This window comes from Shewanella sp. 4_MG-2023, from assembly GCF_030548015.1.
Classification (GTDB): domain Bacteria; phylum Pseudomonadota; class Gammaproteobacteria; order Enterobacterales; family Shewanellaceae; genus Shewanella.
Genome location: NZ_JAUORL010000031.1, coordinates 1 through 25,574 on the forward strand (window position 1 = coordinate 1; position 25,574 = coordinate 25,574).

26 protein-coding genes are annotated in these 25,574 nt (G+C 40.1%); 14 read left to right on the top strand and 12 right to left on the bottom strand.

Translation table 11 applies throughout. The features are described 5' to 3' along the window. Positions 1 to 568: 568 nt before the first annotated feature. The 3 genes from Q4546_RS15375 to Q4546_RS15385 all read left to right on the top strand — a co-directional run bounded on the left by Q4546_RS15375 (position 569) and on the right by Q4546_RS15385 (position 3,411). Positions 569 to 1,762 carry an amino acid aminotransferase gene (locus Q4546_RS15375; RefSeq protein ID WP_102435403.1) on the top strand — a complete coding sequence of 398 codons (1,194 nt, stop codon included), beginning with the start codon at positions 569 to 571 and terminating at the stop codon, positions 1,760 to 1,762. A 203-nt stretch (positions 1,763 to 1,965) separates the two neighbouring features. After that, entirely contained in the window at positions 1,966 to 2,772 is an 807-nt protein-coding gene (locus Q4546_RS15380) for a glucosaminidase domain-containing protein (RefSeq protein WP_303446546.1), read from the top strand. Between the two features lie 3 nt (positions 2,773 to 2,775). Next, complete coding sequence (locus tag Q4546_RS15385; RefSeq protein WP_303446548.1) at positions 2,776 to 3,411, top strand: DUF2987 domain-containing protein; 636 nt, start codon at positions 2,776 to 2,778, stop codon at positions 3,409 to 3,411. Positions 3,412 to 3,503: 92 nt separating this feature from the next. Here Q4546_RS15385 and ttcA read toward each other — a convergent pair whose 3' ends face one another. The 11 genes from ttcA to ccoN all read right to left on the bottom strand — a co-directional run bounded on the left by ttcA (position 3,504) and on the right by ccoN (position 13,391). Next, on the bottom strand, positions 3,504 to 4,442 hold the full coding sequence (ttcA, locus tag Q4546_RS15390; protein WP_198589347.1) for a tRNA 2-thiocytidine(32) synthetase TtcA: 939 nt from the start codon (positions 4,440 to 4,442) through the stop codon (positions 3,504 to 3,506). Positions 4,443 to 4,512: 70 nt separating this feature from the next. Next, positions 4,513 to 5,442 carry a universal stress protein UspE gene (gene uspE, locus Q4546_RS15395; protein WP_102435397.1) on the bottom strand — a complete coding sequence of 310 codons (930 nt, stop codon included), beginning with the start codon at positions 5,440 to 5,442 and terminating at the stop codon, positions 4,513 to 4,515. Between the two features lie 99 nt (positions 5,443 to 5,541). Further along, positions 5,542 to 6,294, bottom strand: a complete 753-nt coding sequence (gene etrA, locus Q4546_RS15400; RefSeq protein ID WP_102435395.1) for an electron transport transcriptional regulator EtrA — start codon at positions 6,292 to 6,294, stop codon at positions 5,542 to 5,544. Positions 6,295 to 6,349: 55 nt separating this feature from the next. Then, entirely contained in the window at positions 6,350 to 7,039 is a 690-nt protein-coding gene (locus tag Q4546_RS15405; protein WP_303446549.1) for a sulfite exporter TauE/SafE family protein, read from the bottom strand. Then, entirely contained in the window at positions 7,036 to 7,209 is a 174-nt protein-coding gene (gene ccoS / locus Q4546_RS15410) for a cbb3-type cytochrome oxidase assembly protein CcoS (RefSeq protein WP_102435391.1), read from the bottom strand. The genes Q4546_RS15405 and ccoS overlap by 4 nt, the downstream gene beginning before the upstream one ends. After that, positions 7,206 to 9,584: a heavy metal translocating P-type ATPase gene (locus tag Q4546_RS15415; protein ID WP_102520581.1), complete on the bottom strand. Its 2,379-nt coding sequence runs from the start codon at positions 9,582 to 9,584 to the stop codon at positions 7,206 to 7,208. The genes ccoS and Q4546_RS15415 overlap by 4 nt, the downstream gene beginning before the upstream one ends. A gap of 8 nt (positions 9,585 to 9,592) precedes the next feature. After that, positions 9,593 to 10,072, bottom strand: coding sequence for a FixH family protein (locus tag Q4546_RS15420; RefSeq protein WP_303446550.1), 480 nt, complete (start codon positions 10,070 to 10,072; stop codon positions 9,593 to 9,595). 116 nt (positions 10,073 to 10,188) lie between these two features. Further along, positions 10,189 to 11,145 (bottom strand): cytochrome-c oxidase, cbb3-type subunit III, encoded by a 957-nt coding sequence (ccoP, locus tag Q4546_RS15425; protein WP_102439471.1) that lies wholly within the window; start codon positions 11,143 to 11,145, stop codon positions 10,189 to 10,191. After that, positions 11,145 to 11,321, bottom strand: a complete 177-nt coding sequence (locus Q4546_RS15430; RefSeq protein WP_102439470.1) for a cbb3-type cytochrome c oxidase subunit 3 — start codon at positions 11,319 to 11,321, stop codon at positions 11,145 to 11,147. Before Q4546_RS15430 ends, ccoP begins: the two co-directional genes overlap by 1 nt. Before the next feature lie 10 nt (positions 11,322 to 11,331). After that, entirely contained in the window at positions 11,332 to 11,946 is a 615-nt protein-coding gene (ccoO, locus tag Q4546_RS15435) for a cytochrome-c oxidase, cbb3-type subunit II (RefSeq protein WP_102439469.1), read from the bottom strand. Between the two features lie 11 nt (positions 11,947 to 11,957). Next, positions 11,958 to 13,391 carry a cytochrome-c oxidase, cbb3-type subunit I gene (gene ccoN, locus Q4546_RS15440; RefSeq protein ID WP_102439468.1) on the bottom strand — a complete coding sequence of 478 codons (1,434 nt, stop codon included), beginning with the start codon at positions 13,389 to 13,391 and terminating at the stop codon, positions 11,958 to 11,960. Between the two features lie 271 nt (positions 13,392 to 13,662). Between ccoN and Q4546_RS15445 the strand changes: the two genes are divergently transcribed. Both Q4546_RS15445 and Q4546_RS15450 read left to right on the top strand, forming a co-directional pair. Next, positions 13,663 to 14,121, top strand: coding sequence for a hypothetical protein (locus tag Q4546_RS15445; protein WP_102476786.1), 459 nt, complete (start codon positions 13,663 to 13,665; stop codon positions 14,119 to 14,121). A gap of 78 nt (positions 14,122 to 14,199) precedes the next feature. Then, positions 14,200 to 14,412, top strand: coding sequence for a hypothetical protein (locus Q4546_RS15450; RefSeq protein ID WP_102439466.1), 213 nt, complete (start codon positions 14,200 to 14,202; stop codon positions 14,410 to 14,412). 219 nt (positions 14,413 to 14,631) lie between these two features. Here the strand turns inward: Q4546_RS15450 and Q4546_RS15455 are convergent, their stop codons facing one another. Next, positions 14,632 to 15,531, bottom strand: coding sequence for a LysR family transcriptional regulator (locus tag Q4546_RS15455; protein WP_102520578.1), 900 nt, complete (start codon positions 15,529 to 15,531; stop codon positions 14,632 to 14,634). 323 nt (positions 15,532 to 15,854) lie between these two features. Between Q4546_RS15455 and Q4546_RS15460 the strand changes: the two genes are divergently transcribed. From Q4546_RS15460 to Q4546_RS15500, 9 genes are all read left to right on the top strand, one after another. Then, a complete protein-coding gene (locus Q4546_RS15460; RefSeq protein ID WP_102439464.1) occupies positions 15,855 to 16,589 on the top strand; it encodes a histidine phosphatase family protein in 735 nt (244 codons plus the stop codon). 39 nt (positions 16,590 to 16,628) lie between these two features. Beyond that, positions 16,629 to 17,399 carry an SDR family oxidoreductase gene (locus tag Q4546_RS15465; protein ID WP_102439463.1) on the top strand — a complete coding sequence of 257 codons (771 nt, stop codon included), beginning with the start codon at positions 16,629 to 16,631 and terminating at the stop codon, positions 17,397 to 17,399. A 98-nt stretch (positions 17,400 to 17,497) separates the two neighbouring features. Then, the gene (locus Q4546_RS15470) at positions 17,498 to 18,658 is read left to right on the top strand and encodes an NADH:flavin oxidoreductase (protein ID WP_303446552.1); all 1,161 of its coding nucleotides are present in this window, start codon (positions 17,498 to 17,500) and stop codon (positions 18,656 to 18,658) included. A gap of 78 nt (positions 18,659 to 18,736) precedes the next feature. After that, positions 18,737 to 19,948, top strand: coding sequence for an acyl-CoA dehydrogenase family protein (locus Q4546_RS15475; RefSeq protein ID WP_102439462.1), 1,212 nt, complete (start codon positions 18,737 to 18,739; stop codon positions 19,946 to 19,948). Between the two features lie 104 nt (positions 19,949 to 20,052). After that, complete coding sequence (locus tag Q4546_RS15480; protein ID WP_303446553.1) at positions 20,053 to 21,084, top strand: phosphotransferase family protein; 1,032 nt, start codon at positions 20,053 to 20,055, stop codon at positions 21,082 to 21,084. A 54-nt stretch (positions 21,085 to 21,138) separates the two neighbouring features. Then, entirely contained in the window at positions 21,139 to 21,900 is a 762-nt protein-coding gene (locus tag Q4546_RS15485) for an SDR family NAD(P)-dependent oxidoreductase (RefSeq protein ID WP_102476789.1), read from the top strand. A gap of 95 nt (positions 21,901 to 21,995) precedes the next feature. After that, on the top strand, positions 21,996 to 23,801 hold the full coding sequence (locus Q4546_RS15490) for an acyl-CoA dehydrogenase (RefSeq protein WP_303446554.1): 1,806 nt from the start codon (positions 21,996 to 21,998) through the stop codon (positions 23,799 to 23,801). A 272-nt stretch (positions 23,802 to 24,073) separates the two neighbouring features. Further along, the gene (locus tag Q4546_RS15495; protein WP_102439458.1) at positions 24,074 to 24,535 is read left to right on the top strand and encodes a MaoC family dehydratase; all 462 of its coding nucleotides are present in this window, start codon (positions 24,074 to 24,076) and stop codon (positions 24,533 to 24,535) included. 55 nt (positions 24,536 to 24,590) lie between these two features. After that, on the top strand, positions 24,591 to 25,508 hold the full coding sequence (locus tag Q4546_RS15500) for an SDR family NAD(P)-dependent oxidoreductase (protein ID WP_303446555.1): 918 nt from the start codon (positions 24,591 to 24,593) through the stop codon (positions 25,506 to 25,508). Positions 25,509 to 25,574: the final 66 nt, after the last annotated feature.

Genomic DNA, 25,574 nt, shown 5'->3' on the forward strand with positions numbered 1-25,574 from the left:
AATGATGAGAACTTACATACGTAAGTATGGTGCAAAAAAGCCTCAACATTAGTTGGGGCTTTTTTGTATCTGAAATTTGTTTAAATAAAACTTATTACTCATAATCCCTCGTCGTTTTTAAATAGGCGTGCCAGTTCAAGTCTGGCCTCGGGTACCATTATTCTTAGTCTTTGCTTAGCAATGATGAGAACTTACATACGTAAGTATGGTGCAAAAAAGCCTCAACATTAGTTGGGGCTTTTTTGTATCTGAAATTAGTTTAAATAAAACTTATTACTCATAATCCCTCGTCGTTTTTGAATAGACAACATCAGTTAAACTTTAGCTGGTCTTTCTTTATTCGATGTACTCAATTAAGACTATCTGAAATAAAAAACACACAATACTGAACCATGAACTAAGTTAGAGTTCTTTTTATCAAGAATATTTGGTTTTATGGGAATATTTTTAATGAATCTTCAAACTGTGATCTAATTATTACCAGAATGTCTTTTGTGACTACTTCCTAAAGTCATACAATGGTATAAATAGAAAAAAAGTTGTTCACTTCAATAGTAGGAAAGATGTAATGATATTTTCTCAAATCCCTCAAGCGCCAGCAGATCCTATCTTAGGTTTAACCGATGCCTTTAAAAAAGATACTCGTACAGACAAAGTTAACTTAGGTGTTGGGATCTACAAAGACGAAGCAGGTCAAACTCCTGTACTGACATCGGTAAAAAAAGCTGAAGCCATTTTATTAGAGACTGAGAAAACAAAGAACTATCTTGGAATTGAAGGTGTGGAGCGTTATAACCAAGTGGTTCAAAGCTTATTATTTGGTAAAGACAGTGCCATCATTCGTGACAAAAGAGCATTTACCGCCCAAGCACCTGGCGGAACAGGTTCTTTACGAGTTGCAGCTGAGTTTTTAGTAAACAACACTGACTCAAATATCTTATGGGTGAGTAACCCGACATGGGCAAACCATCAAAATATTTTTCAAACTGCTGGTTTAGAGATAAAAGAATACGGTTATTACAAAGCTGAAACCCATGACATGGATTTCGATGCTATGGTCACCGATCTAAATACTGCGCAAGCTGGTGACATGGTGCTTTTACATGGCTGCTGTCATAACCCTACAGGCATTGATTTGACTATTGAGCAGTGGCAAATCATCGGTCAACTATGTAGCGACAAGCAATTGGTTCCTTTATTTGATTTTGCTTATCAAGGCTTCGGCGCCGGCATTGAAGAAGATGCACAAGGGTTACGTGCTGTAGCTGCCAAAGTGCCTGAATTATTAGTCGCTAACTCATTCTCAAAAAACTTCGGTCTTTATAATGAGCGTATCGGTGCAGTAACCGTTGTTGCTGAAACAGAAGTTGTAGCACAAAAAAGTTTTAGCCAAATCAAAAAGACTATCCGTGCGAGTTACTCAAACCCTCCAGCTCATGGTGGCTTAATTGTGAGTACCATTTTATCTGATGATGGCTTACGTAAAGAATGGGAATCAGAGCTTAGTGCTATGCGTCAACGTATCGCAGAAATGAGAACCTTATTTGTAGATACCTTAAAGCAAGAAGGCGTATCACAAGACTTTAGCTTTATATCACGTCAAAACGGTATGTTTAGTTTTTCTGGTTTAAATAAGCAACAAGTAACTCGTTTAAAAGAAGAGTTTGGTGTTTATATTGTAGGCTCAGGTCGTATTAGCGTTGCAGGAATGACAAAACAAAATATCCCTGTGATTTGTAAAGCGATTGCACAGGTGCTTTAACGATAATGGGCCTTAAAGGCCCATTATTTTTACTTAATCAGTTATCTAAACTTGATATAAAAGCGCTTAAGGTAGTCCATTTTTAATCTCTATTATTGAAATATTTCAGTCTGTTAAAATAGCGATTAATCGCTTTAAGTCATACCTTCTATTACGTGCAAATCTCGGTATAATCACTAAAAAAATTACATAAAGGCTTTTAATTGAAAACAGGTAGAATTGGAAAGTTTACCCTTGCTTTAGCGGGGGTCATCATTGTTATGTTTTTTATCAGAGCTTGGCTAGTACCAACGATTGAACAAATCTTGATAACCACTCCTGATATAAAAGAAAACCCACAGCTTTCAAATCAAGTGCCAGATTTTTCGAGCATTTCAGATATCCCAACTAAGAAACAAACGTTTTTTGATTACATGACGCCTGCAGTCAAACATCAAAATGCAATTATTAGTGCAGAAAGAAAATTTTTAATTGTTATTCTCAATAACCTTCGTAATGGGCAACCGCTTACTGATGCTGATATTTTTAAATTGCAAAAGCTAACTCAAAAATATCGATATCAAGTAAAAAAGTTTGATTTAATCACTCTGACACCGTTACTTGAACGCGTCGATACCTTGCCAGTTAAAATGGTACTAATTCAAGCCGCCAATGAAACTGGTTGGGGCAGCTCTCGCTTCGCTACAGAAGGTAATAATTATTTTGGGCAATGGTGCTTTTCTAAAGGCTGTGGTTTAGTGCCGCAATCAAGAACCCCAGGGCTTAATCATGAAGTTGCATCGTTTGATACCCCAGAGGACTCAATAGCTGCATACCTGCTTAATTTGAATACTAATTCGGCTTACCATTTATTACGTTCAATCAGGGCGGATCTAAGAGCCCAAGATATTGAGCCCACTGCAGAAGAATTGGTCTTTGGCCTGTTACATTACTCAGAACGTAAACATGAATATATCGACGAATTACTTCTAATGATGCGTCATAATAAAAATTATTTAGCTGGATTATAGTTAATGAAAATAACAACAAGATTAGCAATGGCTACAGTGGCTTTCTCGGTAAGCTTTTTTTCAATTGCCGATACGGTATCTATTCCTTATGCCGGTTTTTACGAAAGATTAAAGCAGGTCAACAAAGCCAACTATCAGTTAGTTGAAATTGTGTTTAGTGTGCCTAAAACTCAAGCTTGCACTATTTTAAGCGGGGATATCAGTACTGAGAAAAACCAATATCCATTAACTTTTAATGAGCAGCAGCGGCTTTTTTTACCTTATGATGCTCAGTTAAAATCTGATCGCGGTTTAATTAACTTAACCATGAAGGGTGATCCCACAGGATGTGGCATAGCAATGCAGGTGAGGGCGAAGCAACAGCTTAAATCATATAATCAGCAGCAAATCCTTGCGATAAAAGATGATATGGATGCGTTATTGGATGGCCAGCAAGGTTTTCCAATGAAGTATTTTAGAAAGCCAATATCTGGTGTTACATTCAGTTTTAACGATACTGACTATCCGGTAACTGTTAGCATTGATAATAAACAGCAGCTTATTAGTGAGCCGCTACAATTGGCTAACTTTACACTCAATGAATTAAATGAGATTTCTTTTTCTGTTACTCCTGCAGTCATTAGCCCGTTTGTCGAGTAAAACTTTTTAGATAGATTGAAAAAGCCCTCAATAGAGGGCTTTTGTATATCTACAGCACTTATTAAAGTGCTGTATAATCGAACGTTATGTGATTACGGCTTGTAGGTACTCACAACATCAATTCTTGCTGCAGCATCAAGATTAATATGGCCGTTGTTACTCATATCAAGAAAATCAAATGCAGGTAGCTCTGATTCAGCCACAGCGCCAGACATAGGTGCGTCAGCATTTCTTTCAAGTGATAAGAAATCAAATTGGTTACGATCAACACCTTGTGACGGCGAGGTATTTTGCATCGCCGTGAAGATGGATTCGATTCTACCAGGGAAATCCACATCCCACTGTTTTAGCATGTCTTTAACTGCACCACGTTTTAAATTTTCTTGTGATCCGCAAAGGTTACATGGAATAATCGGGAACTGTTTCAATTCTGCGTATTCAGCGATGTCTTTTTCTTTACAGTAAGCTAATGGACGGATCACCATGTTAGCCCCATCATCCGAAAGTAATTTTGGTGGCATTGCTTTCATCTTGCCACCAAAGAACATATTTAAGAATAATGTTTCAATGATGTCATCACGGTGGTGACCTAAGGCAATTTTAGTGGCGCCGATCCGCTGTGCGAAACCATATAGGGTTCCTCTACGAAGGCGAGAACATAAAGAGCAAGTGGTTTTACCTTCAGGGATCTTATCTTTGACTATCGAGTAGGTGTCTTTTTCTAAGATATGGTAGGCCACTTTTAAACTATCTAAATAGGCAGGTAGAATATCTTCTGGAAACCCAGGTTGCTTTTGATCTAAATTTACCGCGACAACTTCAAAAGAAATCGGGGCACGTTTTTGTAAATTTAATAAAATATCAAGCATGGCATAACTGTCTTTGCCGCCTGAAAGGCAACACATAACAATGTCACCTTCTTCAATCATTTGATAATCGCCGATAGCACGACCAACTTCATGGCGGAGCTTTTTTTCGAGCTTATTTTGACGATCCAATTGTAGTTTGTTTTGTTGTTGCATTTGCGACATAAAAAAGCGCCCAGTAACCATTTGTTTCAGGGCGCGTATTATTCCAGCATTCTGCCTTAGGGTAAAGGATTTACTCTTCTAGAGGTGACTTATACCCATCTGGCTTGATAGCGAGTAGATCACAGTTAATGCTATCAATAACATGTTCTGCTGTATTACCAATTAGTGCGGCAGAAAAACCTGTACGACCCACTGTACCTAAAATAACTAACTCAGCGTCTAACTTTGTGGCTAATTCAGGAATAATATCTTCAGGCAGACCTTCTTCAACATGGCAATTTTCTAATGGAATATCAAAGCTATGGGCGATAGATTGGATCCGTTGTTCATGCTGCATTCGGACCGTGTCGTTATAACTTGCGGCATCAAACTCTGGCAATTCTATGGCTAAATTGACAGGGGTACCTGGATAGCCATTAACTAAATGCACTTTAGCTGAAAACTTATCGGCTAAATTTAAGGCGTTTTTAATAACTTTGGTATTAAGAGTCTGATGATCTTCATCTTCAGACGCTACATTTATTGCGCAAACAATATTACCTGCTACTGGCCAATCGTGTTCTTTAACCATAAGAACAGGAATAGGCGCTTTACGTAATAAATGCCAATCAGTAGGGGTGAAAATAATTGATTTGAGTTTATCGTGCTCGTGGGTGCTTTTGACCAACAAATCAAATTGTTCATCGATAGCGTATTTAATAACACTTTCAAATGGGCGATTGTGCCAAACTACTTTCGCATCAATAGACATTCCAGTCTTAGTATAACTTTCGATGGCTTCATTTAACCAGGTTTCACGTTGAGCTATAACGCCTTGACGCATAGCTTCACGCTCATTACTGGATAAAATTGATGTCATCTCGTAGGAGAAGTCAAAAATAGTGAGAAATGCAGTGATAGTTGCGTTGGACTTACTCGCTAGCTCAACAGCTCTAGCTAACGCAGGTTGATGATCTGTCATAGGGTTTATGACAACGAGTATCTTATTATAATCCTTCATAAAACCTCCAAGCTAAAATGTTAAACTCTGTTAATTAACTATCACTGTTATTGCCATAAAATACTTTGAGAGAGATCAAACTTTGAAAAGTTGTTAGGCCTAGGTTGCAATCCGCGAATTACCCGCTAACTGACTCAGTGCTTTATGATCAACAATAGTGATGTATTTGCCTTTAACTTCAATAAAGCCTGACTTTTGAAAACGGCCAAGTAAGCGGCTAATTGTTTCAACTGTTAGCCCAAGGTAATTACCAATATCACCACGGGTCATGGTTAATCTAAATTCATGAGGTGAGAAACCGCGGCTACCAAAACGGTTAGCCAGATTGCTGATAAATGCGGCTAGGCGTTCTTCGGCATTCTTTTTAGATAACAACAAAATCATTTCTTGATCGCTCATGATCTCATTACTCATGAGACGCATTATCTGTTGTCTAAGTTTTGGCATACTGCCCGCTAAGGTATCTAAAGTATCAAACGGTATTTCACATACCATTGCAGTTTCTAATGCTTGGGCAAAACTCTGATGAATTTGAGAATGAATTCCATCAAAGCCGATAACGTCACCAGCTAAATGAAAGCCAGTGATTTGTTCATCGCCTTGCTCTGTGATGGTGTAGCTTTTAATTGTGCCAGATCGAATAGCAAATAAAGACTTGAGAGGATCACCAGACTTAAATATTTGGTCACCTTTTTGCACTGGCTTTTTACGCTCAATAATCTCATCGAGTCTATCTAACTCGTTGTTATTAAGCGAGAAGGGGATACATAATGATTCCATACTGCAATCATGACAATGTATCGCACAACCTCCGGTTGATGCTCGAAGTTGTTTAGTTGGGTCTATAGGCATATGTACTCTCAATTAATTACTACTTAGCCATGTTAAACTAATAACAAAGTTACAGCTAGTTTAGCTGCATGATGGCGATATATATAGTTTGTAGCCCAAATACTACAATCAAGATCCCACTTATCATTCGGACCTGCTTTTTTTGTACCCATTGAGCTAACGTTTTCGCCGCTACACCGGCACTGAGTAACGCGGGCAATGTACCTAAACCAAAAGCTAACATGATTAAGGCGCCATCAAGGACATTACCAGCCGCAACAGCCCAAGTTAGGGTGCTATAGACTAAACCGCATGGTAACCAACCCCATATTATACCAGCCATAACGGCTTGATGTTTATGTTTAATGGGTAACAATTTGTTAGCCAATGGCTTTAAAAAACGCCATAACATTTTGCCCACTTTTTCGATTTGCACAATACCAAACCAAAGCTGGGCGATGTAAAGCCCTGTGGCTATCATCATAATGCCAGCAAAAATACGCAGGCCGATAAGATAGTTATCAAGGTCAAACATATAACCTAAGGCTGCGGTACTGGCTCCAGCTAATGCACCTGCTAGGGTATAACTGAGTATCCTGCCTAGATTGTAGCTTAATAAAAAACTTAACTGATTGGCGAGCTGATTCGATGCTGTATTAGGTAAGTTAGATGCAAATGCGCCAACTAAACCACCACACATGCCAAAGCAATGTGCCGCACCCATTAATCCAACTAAAAAAGCACCCCATACATTGTATTCAATCAATTCTTTTTCTCTGATTCTGTTTCACTTGGTTTATCTTCATCAAATAAAATAGAAACACTTTGACGGTCTAAATCGTCGAATTGTTCACTTTTGACTGCCCAAAAGAAGATGGCAACAGCAATTGCAACAAATAGCATTGCGATAGGAATTAGTACGTAGATGATACTCATATTTTTATCCTGAGTAAGCGTAAGCTGTTAGATACGACAATAATCGAACTAACTGACATTCCAATCGCTGCAATATACGGTACTACATGACCGGTAACCGCTAGCGGTAGAATAATGACATTGTAAGCAAACGCCCAAATTAAGTTTTGTTTTATTATTTTATTTGTTAACTTTGAAACTGTAATTGCTTGATTAAACTTAGATAGTTGATCACCAAGTAAAATCAAATCAGCACTATTTTTAGCGATAGCGCTGCCACTTCCCATCGCGACGGATAAATTGGCTCCGGCTAAAACGGGAGCATCATTAATGCCATCTCCAAACATTGCCACATCTTGTGTTTGTTGTAATTTGTTTATCAAATCTAGTTTATCTTTAGGGTTAAGTCCTGCATAACTATTTTTAACATTAAGCTGCTGCGCGATAGCGTTCACATGGCTGGCACAGTCACCACTAGCAATACTAACATCGATATTTTGATGTTGAAGTTGTTTTATGGTTTCTAGACTATCTACCCTGAGAGCATCCTTTAGGGAAAAACAGGCTGTAATAATGTCATTCACAGACAACCACAACAGTTTGCCGTTACACTGATTGGCATCGACTCCCACAAATTCAGCATTACCAATTTTAACGACATCAGTATTAATGTTACCTGATATGCCTAAGCCAACGTGATGCTGTATGTCGGTGGCACAAATATCACTGTGAGCATGGGCTTTAAATGCACTGGCAATTGGGTGAAGTGAGCCAGTTTCTAATGCGGCGGCATAGGCTAAAACGGTTTGTTCATTTTGGCTATCGGTTAATACAATACTTTCAAGTGAAATAGTGCCGCAGGTTAAGGTACCGGTTTTATCGAATACGACATGGTTGATACGAGGCAGTTTTTCAAATACCCCAGCTTTTCGGGTGATTATACCCAGTTTGGTAAAAATAGCCGTCGCGCAAGTAATCGCAGTTGGCGTAGCAAGGGCTAGGGCACAAGGACAGGTTGCCACTAATACCGATAATGTCACCCAAAAAGCATCTTCTGGTGAAATTTGTAACCACACCACATAGGTTAACGACGCAATTGCTAAAATCGTACCTGAAAAATAACGCGCTAACCTATCAGCCAGTTTCGCAATAGCAGGTTTGGTGTTTGAAGCCACTTCTTGCAAGCGAATAATTTCAGCGACGAGTTGATCTTGTCCTAAAGCGGTGACTTTTACCGTCAGGGCTTGATCAATATTAATTGTGCCAGCAAATACACTGTCATTAATGGTTTTAATGAGAGGCATTTGCTCACCTGTGAGCATTGATTCATTAAGACCCGATTTCCCTTCAATAATATCCCCATCAGCGGCAACGATATCGCCCGGTCTAACAAGGATAATATCGCCTAATTTTAATCGCTTGGCAGGTATTTCTGAAATATCACCATCAAGTTTTAAATGAGCTGTTAATGGCACCAGTTTATGAAGATTACTTGAATTGACGGATGCAGTTTGTTTGGCTTTTTGTTCAAAATAGCGGCCAAGTAATAGGAAGAAAGTAAACATGGAGACAGATTCAAAATACACTTCTCCATTGCCATTAATCGTTGCAAAACAACTGGCAATATAAGCTCCGGCGATTGCAATTGATACCGATAAGTCCATATTGAGTTTACCGCTAAGTAAACTTCTTATGGCGCTGAAATAAAAAGGCTGAGCAGAATAAAATACCACTGGCGCGGCCAAGGTCATACTGACCCAGCGAAAGTAATCGCGCATTTGAGTATCTTGGAGGGTGAAGTAATCAGAGTACAAGGCCAATGCAAACATCATCACTTGCATGGTAGCAAAACCAGCTAAGCCTAAGCGTAATAAAAACTTTCGGCCTTCTGTTTTACTTTGCTTTTCTTGCTCATCCACTTGATAAGGCGCAGCCTGGTAGCCAATACGGCTTATCGCCGCAAGAATTTCACTGAGTTTCAGTGACTCTTCATGCCAACTAACTAAAGCGCGCTGCGTGGTAGAATTTACGCTTATGTTAGTAATACCCGCTAATTGTTTTAGCTTATGTTCAATTAACCATGCGCATGCCGCACAGGTTATACCGTCAATCGAAACTGAAATGGTATTGATACCATCAACTTTGTGGGTAAGGTCTTGTTGAACTTCAGGGATATCATAAGCTGAGTATTGCGCTAATTCAGCTGGGACCAGGGCAGTTTGTTTGCTACCCGGTTCACTTCGATATTGGTAATAACTCGCCAGACCTGAATCAATAATAGCTTGTGAAACCGCCTGACAACCAGGACAGCACATAAGCTGATCTTGGTTGTCGATAAAAGTGGTGAATTCATTGCCAGTTAAAACAGGTTCATTACAGTGATAGCAGTTTTGCATTATATATATTAATTCAACCAGTATTTGACATCATCATGAATTTCAATACGTTGCTGGATTCTCCAGCTTGCATCAAAGCCTTCAAGTCGGACATTCCATGGCCCAGAAATCGCTTCTGATAAACCAATTCGATATGTGCCGTTGCCATCAGCAGTGGCATTAATGTTGAAATCTTTTTCTTCAAGGGTTGGGTGAATAAAACTGACTTTCAATACGGCTTGGTATGCAGGACCGCCATGCTGAGATATTTTAAGTTCGTGATCGTCAACTTCAATTAAGTATTGCATGCCTAAGTTTTTAGCTTGCTTAATTTTACGCAAATCCATATTGATGGCTTTGCCTTCTTTGTAATAATCATCTGAAACCAAGGAGTCAGCATTATCAATGGCGATACTCATCGCAACCATGCTTTTAAGGACAACAACAAAAAGAAGAACAACGATAAACCAAGGCCAAAAGTGCTTATACCAGGGAAGAGGAGCAGACATAAAACGGTCCTAATTATTAACTTTTATTATTAATCTATTTTAACCTGAAAACCATTAATAATCACTTAAAAAAAAGGCCTCGTTTAAACGAGGCCTTTTTTGTTATCAAGCTGTAACTATTTGTTTGATAAGCTATAAACGTATGCAGATACTACATGAACTTTTTCTTCACCTAGGATATCTTTCCACGCTGGCATAACACCTGAACGACCATTTGCAATTGATTGCATAACTTGTAAACGGCTTCCGCCATATAACCAAGCATCATCAGTTAAATTAGGTGCGCCCATAAACTTATTACCAGTGCCATCCATACCATGACAAGCAAAACAGCCTTTCATGAATGAACCTTGACCTTGAGCTGCTAACGTAGCGTCATGATCACGTCCTGATAGTTTAAACACGTATTCAGCTAAGCCACGAATTTCACTATCTTCGATGGGTAATCCGCCTTTAGGAGGCATCATGCCGTTACGACCATTCATCAGCGTTGTCTTAATAGTTGCAGGATCGCCACCATATAACCAATTACCATCGGTTAAATCTGGGAAGCCAACACTACCGCGAGCATCCGAACCATGACATTGAGCACAGTTTTGTAGGAATAAACGCCCACCAACTTTAAGTGCCTCTTCGTCTTTAACTAGCTCTTCAATTGGCGTAGCTAAATAAGCAGCAAAGATAGGGCCGTATTGCTTGTCAGCACTTGCGACTTCACGATCGTACTGAGAAAGGCGTTGCTCTGCAGTAGCTAACTCAACCGCTGCTTTAGACTCTTCGATTGAACGAACACTTTGGTTCGAACTTGTCCAACCAAATAGCCCTTGATAGCTGCCAAGACCGGGGTAAAGTGCTAGATAAATCAAACCAAACACGATACTGATGTAGAACATATAAGACCACCACTTTGGTAGTGGGTTATTGAGTTCTTCAATGCCGTCAAAGCTATGACCCATTGATTCCCCTTCATCAATTCCTGTGTTGTTCTTAGAGCAAGCTCTAAGCAGGAAAAAACAACCGGCGATAACTAATAATGTTGGAAAAATAATCCAAACGTTCCAAAAGATACTCATTACTTATTATCTCCTGAATTATTAGCGCGTGTCGCGATTTCTTCTTCAGAAAAAATCAGATTAGCAGCTTCATCAAATTTGGCTTTGCTTTTTGAGCTATAAGCCCAATAGAAAATACCGGCAAATACCACCATAACAATAATGGTTAGAATGCCTTGTAATGTTCCATAATCCATAACTGCCTCCTTATTTCAGTGCATGACCTAAAGACTGAAGATAAGCAATTAACGCTTCAAGTTCAGTTTTGCCTTTAACAGCAGCTTCAGCACCTGCAATTTCTTCCGCGGTATACAAATTATGATCCGGGTGGAAATTACTTAAGATTTGCATTTTATTGCCCGTTAGTTTTCCATCTAATTTGGTATCTGCTAACCAAGGGTAAGCAGGCATATTAGATTGAGGCACTACACTACGTGGGTCGATTAAATGCACTTCATGCCATTTATCACTGTAACGACCGCCAACACGGGCTAAGTCAGGACCAGTACGTTTAGACCCCCACTGAAATGGGTGGTCCCAAACTGATTCGCCAGCAACAGAGTAGTGACCGTAACGTTCAGTTTCGGCACGTAAAGGACGGATCATTTGACTGTGACAGTTGTAACAACCTTCACGGACATAAATATCACGACCTTCAATCTGCAAAGCATTGTACGGCTTTAAACCTTCAACTGGTTCAGTAGTATCTTTTTGGAAAAGCAAAGGGGTGATCTGTACTAGACCACCGAAACTAATTGCGATTACAGTAAAAATACCAAGCAGGCCGATGTTTTTTTCGATTATTTCATGATTAAATTTCATCGTTCTGCTCCTTATGCTTTGGCTTCAGCTAATGCTGGAAGGGTGTCTTTAGGGGCATTAACGGTACGCAACACGTTATACGCCATGATAAACATACCCGTTAAGAAGAACACACCACCAATAAAGCGAACAAAGTAGAACGGATAAGATGCTTCTAAGCTTTCAACAAAGCTATAAGTCAAAGTACCGTCAGAGTTAACTGCGCGCCACATTAGACCTTGCATCACACCAGAGATCCACATTGATACTATGTATAAAACTGTACCAATTGTCGCTAACCAGAAATGGACGTTAACTAGGCTAGTACTGTACATACGGCCATGGCCAAATAGCACAGGAATTAAATGGTATAAAGAACCAATTGAAACCATCGCAACCCAACCAAGCGCACCAGAGTGAACGTGACCAACAGTCCAGTCAGTGTAATGAGACAGTGCGTTTACGGTTTTAATTGCCATCATTGGTCCTTCGAAGGTAGACATACCATAGAAAGATAATGAAACAACTAAGAAACGTAATACTGGATCTGTACGCAGTTTATGCCAAGCACCAGACAGTGTCATAATACCGTTAATCATACCGCCCCAAGAAGGTGCGAATAAAATTAGCGACATCACCATACCCAATGTTTGTGTCCAATCAGGTAAAGCAGTGTAATGAAGATGATGCGGACCTGCCCAGATATATAACGCAATCAATGCCCAAAAGTGAACAATTGATAAACGGTAAGAATATACCGGACGACCAGCTTGCTTAGGTACAAAATAGTACATCATACCTAAGAAACCTGCTGTTAATAAGAAACCAACAGCGTTATGGCCATACCACCACTGCACCATGGCATCTACTGCGCCAGAATACATTGAATAGGATTTGAATAAGCTTACTGGTACCGCCATTGAGTTAACAATGTGCAATACTGCAACCGTAATGATGAAAGCACCGAAGAACCAGTTTGCAACGTAAATATGCGATGTTGTTCGTTTGATAATGGTACCAAAGAACACAATTGCATAACTCACCCAGACAATGGTAATGGCGATATCAATTGGCCACTCAAGTTCTGCATATTCTTTACCAGAGGTGAAACCCATTGGTAATGTAATTGCAGCAGAGAGGATAATGGCTTGCCATCCCCAAAACGTGAAAGCAGCTAATTTAGGTGCAAACAGTTTGGTTTGACAAGTGCGTTGTACGATATAGTAGGATGTTGCGAAAAGGGCTGAAGTACCAAACGCGAAAATCACGGCATTCGTATGTAAAGGTCGTAAACGACTATACGTTAACCATGGAGTTTCAAAGTTTAGTTGTGGCCAGATTAACTGGGCCGCAATCAATACACCAACTGCCATACCAACGATTCCCCACAATACTGTGGTTAATGCAAATTGGCGAACAACGGTGTAATTGTAATCAGCGCCTGTAGGCTGGGAATGGTTCATCATAATGCTTCCACGGCTTATTACTTTTACTTTAAAATTAGTAAAGAAAGATCTTTACCTGTTTAGGGTGACAGGTGGTTAAAAAAGTATCTGTTTTAGAGTTGCTTTTTTAATTATTGTCAAGGTGTTACCTCATGTTTTTTATAACTATCACGAGGCAATGCAATGATACTTGAGCTAAGTCAAAAAAGATATATGTGAGCTAGGTGTAAACTTGATCTAGATCAATTTCCTAAAGATAATGTTATCAATATGAATCGAGAGGTTAAAAGTTGTGCAGTTTTTAACAAAATGGATTGTTGGCTCTTTTTTTATAGTGTTTTTAGGTGGATGTAATCCTCAATCAAACACTAAAACAGTAACATCTGATGTAATAGACAGCAGTTTGTGCCAATTTCAACAAGGGGTATGTAAGTTAAATGTTAACAGTGTCGACATTATGCTGATGATTAACCCCGTTTTCACACCAAGTGAAAAACCTTTGAGTATTGATTTACACTTTTCTGTCCCTGTCACTGATGTAAAAATGCGAATCGAAGGAAGAGACATGTTTATGGGGGTAATACCGGTAAATCTTACTGCAGAAAAAAACAGTAATCCTAACCACTATAAAGGTAGTGCTATTTACGGTTCCTGTAGTAGTAATTATATGGTTTGGCGCGCGCTAGTTAACTATTCAATTGACGGAAAGCCGCAATCAACATGGTTTGATTTTTTAGCTGACAATAAATAGTCAAAGATAAAGGCTGAATCTTATTGATAATCATTCTCAATTAGTTATAATAGCCAAAAAATCAATTGAGAAAATTGTATGTCCCAATTAAACATTTCAATATCCATCGATAAACTTGCTAAGTTAATTCAATCAGGCCAATTGTGCGTTGCTGACTTTAGAAGTTTAGACACTCAAACAAAGCAACAGTTATGGCAATTATGTCTGCTCAGTTGTAAAGAACGGATACACTGCCAGCATCCTGCCGATAACCCTAACAACTTAATAGAAATGTTTTCTGAGTTAGGGTGATTTAAGCATTATGAAAACTAAAATCACCTTCTTTAAACCAAGTTAGTACTACCGACATAGTGAATGTCAAACTTCATTAGTAGATGACGAGTTGGTACCTCAAAACGTTAACAGTGCTTAACTTCAGATTGCATCAAACTTTCAAATCAAAGCCAGTATTATTGATTAAGTCTAGGTTCAGTTACTGACAAGCTTTTAACGGGCCAATTAATTGTTAGTTTAGTTATTTGATGCCGCCATAATCATTTTATTACGAAGCCACTTATTAGCGGGCTCTTTATCGACATTCACATGCCAATATAAATGCACGTCAATGCCCGGCAATTCAACAGGCATCGGATAAATGTTGATATCAAACAATTCACTGTACATCTCAGCTGCTCTTCTAGGCAATGTGAGCAACATATCGTTATTGGTGATAATACGGCATGCCGAAAAAGGATGTTGGCAGCGTAATGATATTTTACGATGTAAGCCTAAGCGTGATAATTCAAAATCTTCAAGTCCTGGCCCTGTTGAGCGCGAAGACACTAAAACATGTTGAAGATGTAAATAAGTATCCAAATCTAAGCTGCTATTAATAGTAGGGTGCTCCTTGCGTGCCACCACCACCACTTGATCTAGTTCTAGTTGGGTATGCAAAATATTATTGCTAACAGGAATAAGTGCATCAATGGCTAAATCGATATCGCCACTGGCTAATTTATTTTCTAAATCACTACGCCTTACGCGTTTATTACTGCGTAGATTTATCGTCGGAGACTCTTTAGATAAACTTTGCTGTAGTGGCGGTAAATAGTAGGGTTCTAATGAACCATGTAATGACAGTGAAAAATTTTCACGGGAGGTTGACGGCTCAAACTGCCTTGATTGCACCAAACAAACCTGTAACTGATGTAAGGCTTCACGCACATCCGCAATAACATTCTTTGCCACCGGCGTCGGTCTCATTTCATTACCTTGTCGCACAAATAAAGCATCATCAAAGTGAGCACGCAACTTACCTAAGGAATGACTGACTGCGGGTTGAGACAAATTCAGTACTGAAGCCGCCTTTGTTATATTTCCCTCACAATAAATTGCATCAAAAACCACAAACAAATTTAAATCTATTTTCATGCTGACACCATTGCATCCTTGCTAAAAATCTACACTGCTAACTTTAATCAAAAAAATTCAACCTACGCTGGTCAAAATTTATCAGCCTAACTATTTAAAATATAAATAGTAGGGTATAAGAACTATTCATTTGTTTAATCTAGGTTGCAACTTTAGCATAGTCAAGTCGATTTTAAACAGCCCGATTACAAAGGTAACTAAACCACCAGCAGTTGTTAGTCAATAAACGTGCAGGTGGTAATTAAAAGCTATAAACAAATTGAAGCATCAATAAACGTTTTTTGTTTCGCTGCTTAAAACCCAATATCACACTGAGTATTTATATGGCTGCAATATATTTGATAAGACATGGGCAAGCTTCTTTTGGAAGTGCTGATTACGATCAGCTGTCAAAAAAAGGTGAACAACAAGCACAGCTTCTTGGTGAATATTGGCGCGCAAGAGCCCAGCCAAGTAAGTTTTATTGTGGCGATCTGTTACGCCATGGGCAAACATTATCTGGATTTAATAAAGGTTATCAAACCAGCACAGTACCGATGATTATTCACTCGGGCTTTAATGAATTTGACCATGTTGATATTTTAAAAAAACACCACCCTCAATGGCAAAACTTCCCCAAGATGAGTGAAGATATCAATAAATTGCAGCACCCCAATAAAACCTTTCAAAAAGAATTTGCACTGGCGTTAGAACGCTGGATGTTCAGTGATAAACATGACGAATATAAAGAAAGCTGGCCGCAGTTCAAGTTACGCTGCATCCGTGCGCTACAAAATATAATAGATCAAGAGTTGGCCACTAAACGCCAGCTTAGTGCTAATGATGACAATGCAAAAAAATCAAAAGATATATTGGTATTTACTTCCGGCGGAACAATTTCAGTCATCATTCAACATATCCTTAAATTAACCAATAAAGAATTATTGATGATAAATCAGCAGGTTAGAAATACCAGTGTTACTAAATTATTATTTTCAGAACAGATGCTAAGTATCGATTATTTAAATAATTATAGTCATTTAGAGCAAGCAGGAGAAGACTGGGTAACCTTTAGATAACGCCGCATAAAACAACTTAAAAATAGATAGGGATTAAGCATGGCAGAGATCAACTTATTTGATTTAACAGGGAAAGTAGCATTAGTCACTGGCGCGAGTCGTGGTATTGGTGAAAGTATTGCGAAACTTTTAGGCCAGTACGGCGCGCATGTTATCGTTTCAAGTCGAAAACTTGATGCGTGTAATAAAGTGGTCGATGACATTGTTATCGCTGGCGGCAGTGCAGAGGCAATTGCATGTCATATTGGTGAGATGGAACAAATAGACTCGCTGTTTGCCGCTATTACACAAAAGCATGGCAAGTTAGATATTTTAGTGAACAATGCCGCCGCTAATCCATATTTCGGCCACATTATGGATACTGATTTAAGTGCCTTTCAAAAAACTGTCGACGTTAACATTCGTGGCTATTTCTTTATGTCTACCCAAGGCGCTAAATTGATGAAGCAAAGTGGCGGTGGATCTATTGTCAATGTGGCATCCGTTAATGGCGTTATCCCGGGTGATTATCAAGGTATATATTCGATAACCAAAGCTGCGGTAATTTCAATGACGCACGCTTTTGCCAAAGAATGTGCTCAGTTTAATATTCGAGTTAATGCGTTACTACCTGGCGGCACAGATACTAAATTTGCCTCGGCATTAGTCGACAACCCTAAAATCCTCAAACAAATGATGCATCACGTGCCAATGAAACGTGTGGCGCAGCCAGACGAAATGGCCGGAACAGTATTGTATCTCGTCTCTAACGCTTCTAGCTATACCACAGGCACCGCGATTAATGTGGATGGTGGCTATTTAATCGGTTAATTAACGAGATTATGGCAAAAGCCGTTATTAATAGCAGTCAATTCGCATCAAATAACTAAAAACAATAACCAATAAAAACCCGTGTTAGGAAAAAAATTATGAGCAGTCAAAACAGCACTATTTCAAGCAACAGCACTCCGAATAACACCAATAATAGTATCGATAAACTATTTGAATCTTTCAGCAGCAAAAGTTTGTCATTAAAAAATAAAACCGTGATGGCACCAATGACACGTGCCTTTTCGCCAAACTATGTGCCTACTGCAGATGTTGCGGCTTACTATCGTCGCCGCGCAGAAGGTGATGTAGGTTTAATTATTACCGAAGGTACCTTTATTTCCCATAAAGCGGCTAACGGTTATGAAAACGTGCCCGCGATTTATGGAGAGAAGGCCCTTGCAGGCTGGAAGCATGTGGTAGATGAAGTACACGCCGCTGGCGGAAAAATTGCCCCTCAGCTTTGGCATGTGGGGTCTGTCAGAAAATTAGGCATAGGTCCAGATAAAGAAGCGCCTGCCCATAGTCCGTCTGGTTTATACAAACCTGGCGCAGAAAATGGTGTCGCTATGACTCAGGCCGATATTGATGACGTTGTTGCTTCATTTGCCCAAGCAGCATTGGATGCGAAAAATATTGGATTTGATGCTATCGAAGTGCATGGGGCACATGGTTACTTAGTTGATCAGTTTTTCTGGGAAGGCACCAACCAACGCCATGATAAATATGGTGGCTCACTTGAAAATCGCACTCGTTTCGGTGTTGAGATTGTCAAAGCCATACGTGTAGCTGTAGGTGCAGACTTTACAATTATTTTCCGATTTTCTCAGTGGAAACAACAAGATTATAGCGCCAAGCTTTGCCAAACCCCTGAGGAATTAGAAACTTTCTTATGTTTACTCAGCAATGCCGGTGTCGATATATTCCACGCAAGTACCCGACGCTTTTGGGTTGCTGAGTTTAAAGGTTCAGATCTTAATTTAGCGGGCTGGACTAAAAAGCTTACCAATAAACCCGTTATTACAGTGGGTAATGTTGGTTTAGATGCTGACTTTATCGGTGAAGGTAACGCCGATCTTTCTGGCACATCTAACCCAACGGGTATTGATGAATTACTGATCCGTTTAAATAACGATGAGTTTGACTTAGTGGGTATTGGCCGCGCTTTACTCGTTGATCCGCAGTGGGTAAATAAGATTAAGTCCAATGCGATAGACGAGATTAAACCATTTAACAAAAAATCACTGATGTCGCTTAGTTGATTGTTAACTGACGACATGACCTGCGTACTGCACTGTTTGTAATGCAAAAAATGATGTTCAGATTGAAAGGGGAATAAAATGGATTTTGAATACAGTCCTAAAGTTCAGCAGCTAATGAAACGTGTCAGCAAATTTATGGATTTACATATTTTTCCTAACGAAGCAGCAATGCATAAACAAGTTGAACTTGAACCTTGGTCAACCCCTCCTTTAATGGAAGAGCTCAAGGCAATCGCAAAAGCGGAAGGCTTATGGAATTTATTTTTACCGGTTACCTATGGCAAATATAGTGCAGGGTTAACCAACCTTGAATATGCACCGCTGGCAGAGTTAATGGGCCGAGTCATGTGGGCGCCTGAAGTATTTAACTGCGCTGCACCTGACACTGGCAATATGGAAGTATTAGCTCGTTACGGTAACGAAGCCCAAAAGAAACAATGGTTAGAACCATTACTGGAAGGCAAAATTCGTTCAGCTTTTGCGATGACAGAGCCAGAAGTCGCTTCAAGTGATGCGACCAATATTGAATTACGTATAGAACGTGACGGTAATGAATATGTCATTAATGGCCGTAAATTCTATATCAGTGGCGCATGCCGCAAGCAATGTGAAATTATGATTGTGATGGGTAAAACGGATCCAACAAATAGCAATCGCTACGTACAGCAGTCACAGGTGCTGGTACCAATGGATACCCCTGGTGTGACTTTAGTCAGGCCGATGAAGGTATTTGGTTTTGATGACTCGCCAGAAGGCCACGCTGAAGTCATGTTTGACAATGTCCGTGTACCTGTTGCAAACATTATTGTTGGTGAGGGCAAAGGTTTTGAAATCGCTCAAGGTCGCTTAGGCCCTGGGCGGATACATCATTGCATGCGCTCAGTTGGCATCGCCCAGCGGGCTTTAGATTTAATGTGTAAACGTGTCAGTGAACGCATTGTGTTTGGTCAGCCGATGATAAAACAACAATCGGTACGTGAAGATATTGCAAAGTCAGCCTGTCAGATTGAACAAGCGCGATTGATGACGTTAAAAGCAGCCCAAAAAATGGACACCGAAGGCAATAAAGCCGCTAAAGATTTAATCGCCATGATTAAAATTGTTGCCCCGAATATGTCCCTTGATGTCATCGACCGTGCAATCCAATGCCATGGGGCTGTGGGTGTTAGCCAAGATACATTTTTAGCTCATGCTTGGGCTGGGCAACGAACCTTACGTTTAGCTGATGGACCCGATCAGGTGCATATGATGCAACTGGGACGTGACTTAGTTAAGAAGGTAGCGAATTAACATCTGGCATCACCTGACTGTAATCAAAAGGGTGAAGTGGTTTTGATTCGCGACACTAAATTAAGTTAACTATTGACCCTAAGTGGTCTAAAAGAGAATTGCCAATGTTAGACGATAATTTAATAGACCTTAAACAATTAACTCAGTATCTAGAGCGCCATATTGCGGGTTTTAAGGGTCCCATTACGCTTGAAAAGTTTGCCGGTGGCCAGTCTAACCCGACGTTTAAATTGCAAGCGGCAACAGGTAACTATGTGCTGCGCAGGCAACCACCTGGCAAGTTGCTAAAGTCAGCCCATGCTGTGGATCGCGAATATAAAGTGATCAAAGCATTGCAAGATACTAAGGTGCCAGTCGCAAAGGTATATCACTTATGTGAGGACCCAAACATCATCGGCTCGATGTTCTATGTGATGGAGTATTGCGATGGCACTGTGTATTGGAGTGCATCTTTATCTGACATAGCCACGAATAAGCAACGTACAGCAATGTATGATGAAATGAACAAAGTATTGGTAGCGCTGCATAGTGTTGATGTCGAGCAGGTAGGGTTAAGTGATTATGGTAAAGCAGGTAACTATTTTGAGCGTCAATTAGCCCGTTGGACTTCTCAATACCGCCAGACTGAAATTACCCCCATTAAAGCGATGAATGATCTAAGCCAATGGCTAGAAGCGAATTTACCTAATGATGACGGTCGAAGCTGTCTAGTCCATGGCGATTTTCGCCTAGACAATATGATGTTTGCCAAAGACTCAGCCAAGGTCATTGCACTGCTTGATTGGGAATTATCAACGTTAGGCCACCCGTATGCTGATTTAGCTTATCAATGTATGCAACTAAGAATGCCTGCAGGTATGGGTAGCATCGACGGATTGAAAGGTGTCGATCGTACTAGTTTAGGTATCCCTACCGAAGAGGAATATGTAGCCCGATATTGCCAAAGAATGGGTATCGAGCGCATTGAAAATTGGGTGTTTTATCTCGCATTTAGTTTCTTCAGGTTAGCCGCTATTGCTCAAGGCGTTGCTAAACGCGCATCCCAAGGCAATGCATCAAACGAAAATGCTAATAAAGTCGGCGCATTTGTCGAACCGTTAGCAAAAATGGCCCTACAAGTAATCGCCCAAAAATAACTTGCAGCTTTCACTGCTATAACCAAATAAACCACGAATTACAGGAGTTATCTCATGGATCCATTATTAGATTTTAGCGGTAAAGTCGCCATCATAACCGGGGCGGCACAAGGTTTTGGACAACTACTTGCCCAAGAACTAGCAAATCGCGGCGCTAAACTAGTGATCAGCGATATCAATGAAGCAGGTGTTCATAAAGTGGCAGATGATATTGCGGCAACAGGCGCAGAAATTCTAGCCATGAAATGCGATGTTTCAAAAAATGACCAGTGTAAATTAATGGTAGACACTGCCATGGAGGTATTTGGTCGTGTAGATATTGGAGTCAATAACGCCGGGGTTGCCCATGAGTTTATGCCGTTTCATCAGATAGATGAATCTATTATGGATAGCCAATTTGCGGTAAACGTTAAAGGTGTGCAATTTGGCATGCGTCATCAAATACAACAAATGCTGACCCAAGGAGAAGGGGTCATTCTTAATGTCAGTTCTATGGCGGGTATTGGCGGCGCGGCATTAGGCAGTGCTTATTCAATGGCAAAACATGCGGTTATTGGCTTAACCAAAACCGCTGCGGTTGAATATGGCCGCGCCAATATACGGGTTAATGCAATTTGTCCATTCTTTACGCTAACCCCTATGGTCACCAATTTTGCAGATGCTGAGCAGCAACAAAAAATGAGCCGCGGCGCACCTATGAAACGCCTCGGTGAGCCCAAAGAAATAGTCGCGGTGATGTTGATGATGCTATCGCCAGCAAATACCTATATGACAGGCCAATGTATCGCAGTAGATGGCGGAGTATCAGCCCTTTAAAAGGCAACTTTTAGCCAGAGTGAGTTAGTCACGCTTAGGGAATCACTGTTTTACAGGATTTACAGCGAGTTTTTGACCAATAAAGAGAACAAATTATGCCAGCTAGTTTAATGAATCAACGCGATCTTGAATTTATGCTTTATGAACTGTTTGATAGTGAGGCTTTGATTACTCGTGAGCGTTACCAAGATCATGATCGACAAACATTTAATGAAGTCGTTAATACCGCTAAAGCCATTGCAGAGAAGCATTTTCTTCCCATTCGCCAAAAGTTAGATACACATCAACCGACATTTGATGGCACTAAAGTGCATCTCATACCTGAATTAAAACCTGCTATTGATGCCGTCAATGAATCAGGTATTGCTGCAGCCACCGCAGATTACGATGTCGGTGGAATGCAACTGCCGCCAATTGTCGCCAGTGCAGCTGGCGCTTATCTTAGTGTGGCTGGGGGCGTAGGTATGGGTTACAACATGCTAACAACGGCAAACGCCAATTTACTTGAAGCCCACGGCAGTGATGAACTGATTGAAACCTGGGTTAAACCAATGCGTGAAGGTCGCTTCATGGGTACCATGGCGATGACTGAACCGGGAAGTGGCTCTGGTTTAGGGGATTTAACCACCAAAGCGATTAAAGCTGAAGATGGCAGTTATCGCATAACGGGTAATAAAATATTTATTTCGGGCGGTGATCACGATCTCAGTGAAAATATCGTCCATTTGGTGCTTGCCCGTCTCCGTGGCGCACCGCAAGGGGTAAAAGGTATTTCACTTTTTGTCGTCCCTAAATTTTTATTAAATGAAGACGGCACAATCGGTAACGATAATGAAGTGGCATTGGCAGGATTATTTCATAAAATGGGCGGCCGGGCGCAAACCTCAACGGCGCTGAGTTTTGGTGAAAAAAATGGTTCAATAGGTTACTTGGTGGGTGAAGAACATTGCGGTTTGAAATACATGTTTCACATGATGAATGAAGCCCGCATCATGGTCGGCATGAGTGGCGCTGTACTTGCTGTCGCCGGTTATCAGTACTCAGTTGATTATGCCAAAAACCGTCCACAAGGTCGTTTACCTTCTTGTAAAGACCCGTTATCCCCTATGGTCAATATTATTGAGCATGCAGATGTAAAACGTATGCTATTAGCGCAAAAGGCCATTGCAGAAGGTGCTTTATCATTAGTGTTATACGGCACCCAATTAAGTGATGACGAGAAAACAGCGCCAACCATAGAGCAACGACAATATGCTCACACGCTATTAGACTTTTTAACCCCCATCATTAAAACCTGGCCATCTGAATATGGGCCTAAAGCCAACTCCTATGCGATTCAGGTAATGGGAGGCCATGGTTATATTAATGAGCATCCTGTGGAAATGTTCTATCGTGATAACCGTCTTAATCCGATACACGAAGGCACAACAGGCATTCAATCATTAGATTTAATGACCCGCAAAGTGCCTATGAACAAGATGCAGGGTTATATAGCAACATTGGACGAAATAACTAAAACCATTGCTGTAGCAAAAAAACACCCAAATTTAAAAGTGTTTTCGAGTCAGTTAAGTGATGCAGTAAGGTTATTAAAAATTACTACTGACTCAGTATTAACGGCAATGTCGACTGAAAATATAGACTTAGCATTAGCCAACTCAGTTAAATATCTGGAATTGTTTGGCCACATTATTATTGCATGGCTATGGTTAAAACAAGCGATAGTAGCCACAGAAGCACTCAGTAAAAAGCCGCATCAAGCAGATGAAAACTTTTATCAAGGTAAGCTGCAGGCTCAGCAATATTTTTATCGATTTGAACTACCGAAAATTGAGCACTGGTCAACCATTTTGTTAACCTCTGACAGTACAAGTTTTGATATGCAACCTGATTGGTTTTAAAGGTTGTATTGTGTATCTGGTGATTTTGAAGCTTAACTTATAAATTAATTTATAACCCCCTCAAAAGCATGATTGATTTTATCAGTCATGCTTTTTTATTATCAGGGTAAATTTTCATTCAATTTATCTTTTTAACTTCCACACCTACTATTCGCTACGGGAATGTGAAGGTATCAAAACTATTCATTTGTTTAATCTTGTTGCTCACATTAGCATGAGTTAATGCTTAATTTTTATTCATTAATTAAATGTGACAAGGGAATGACAACATAATGCCAACAGTAATTAATAGAGAAGACATTGGAAAGTATATCGGCTTTCAAGCTGAGGCTACTGATTGGCATACCATTACTCAAGAGCAAATAAACCAATTTGCAGATTGCACGCTCGATCATCAATTTATCCATGTAGATGAACAAAAAGCCAAATCGACCCCCTTCGGCAGCACCATTGCTCACGGTTTTTTATCTTTGTCTATGTTGTCTCATTTTGCCGAAGACTTCAGCGTCATCATCGATGGTTTTTATATGGGCTTAAATGCCGGTTTCGATAAAGTGCGATTTTTACAACCTGTAACGGTTAACAGTCGTGTTCGTGCTTTTGCAAAAACCTTATCTATTGAAGAGAAAAAACCAGGACAATTTAGATTATCTACCGAAGTAACAATAGAAATAGAAGGCTGTGATACACCAGCGCTGGTTGCTCAATGGATTTCAGTACAAATGGTTAAATAAAGACTTTTCTGGAACCACAATAACAAGAAAGAAATATAACAATTAGGAAATCATTATGACGATGAGTTTTGACGGAAAAGTGGCAATAGTTACTGGCGCTGGAAATGGTTTAGGCCGTTCGCACGCATTAGAGTTAGCTAAAAGAGGCGCTAAAGTGGTGGTTAACGATTTAGGCGGTGCTCGAGATGGCAGCGGCGCTTCAAGTGCAGCCTCTCAAGAAGTGGTTAGATTGATTGAGACTATGGGCGGAGAAGCCATAAGTCATGGTGCTAATGTGGCTAATTTTAACGAAGTGGAAGACATGGTGCAGCAGGCCATGGCGAAGTGGGGGCGGGTTGATATTCTTATCAACAATGCTGGTATCTTACGCGATAAATCATTTTCTAAAATGCTCCTAGATGACTTCAAGTTAGTGATGGATGTCCACGTTATGGGATCAGTGAACTGCACTAAAGCGGTTTGGGAAATCATGAAACAGCAAAATTATGGCCGTATTGTGATGACCACATCCTCAAGTGGCATGTACGGTAACTTTGGCCAGTCAAATTATGGCGCGGCGAAAATGGCGGTGTTAGGTTTGATGAATACCTTAGTACTTGAAGGCGCTAAAAATAACATTCGAATTAATGCGTTAGCGCCTACTGCAGGTACACGAATGACGGAAGATTTAATGCCAGAAGAAATTGTAAAAGCATTCGTACCTGAGGCGGTAACTGCTGGGATGCTAACCTTATGTGATGATGAAGCGCCTAATCGATTCATTTTATGTGCCGGAGCTGGCGGGTATTCTAGCGCAAGCATCTTTGAAACGGACGGGTGCTTTTTACCTCAATCTTCACAAACCCCAGAACAAGTCCGTGCTCATTGGGATGAGTTAACGGCGCAAGAAAGCCAAACAGAACTCACTTCAGGCGCCAAGCAAGGTGAGAAATTTGTTATGAAAGCAATGGCGTTTATGCAATCTCAGCACTAATTCTTAAACTAATAATTTTACATACAATCATAATAAATTTAGCGACTCAGTTTTGTTTGCTTTATA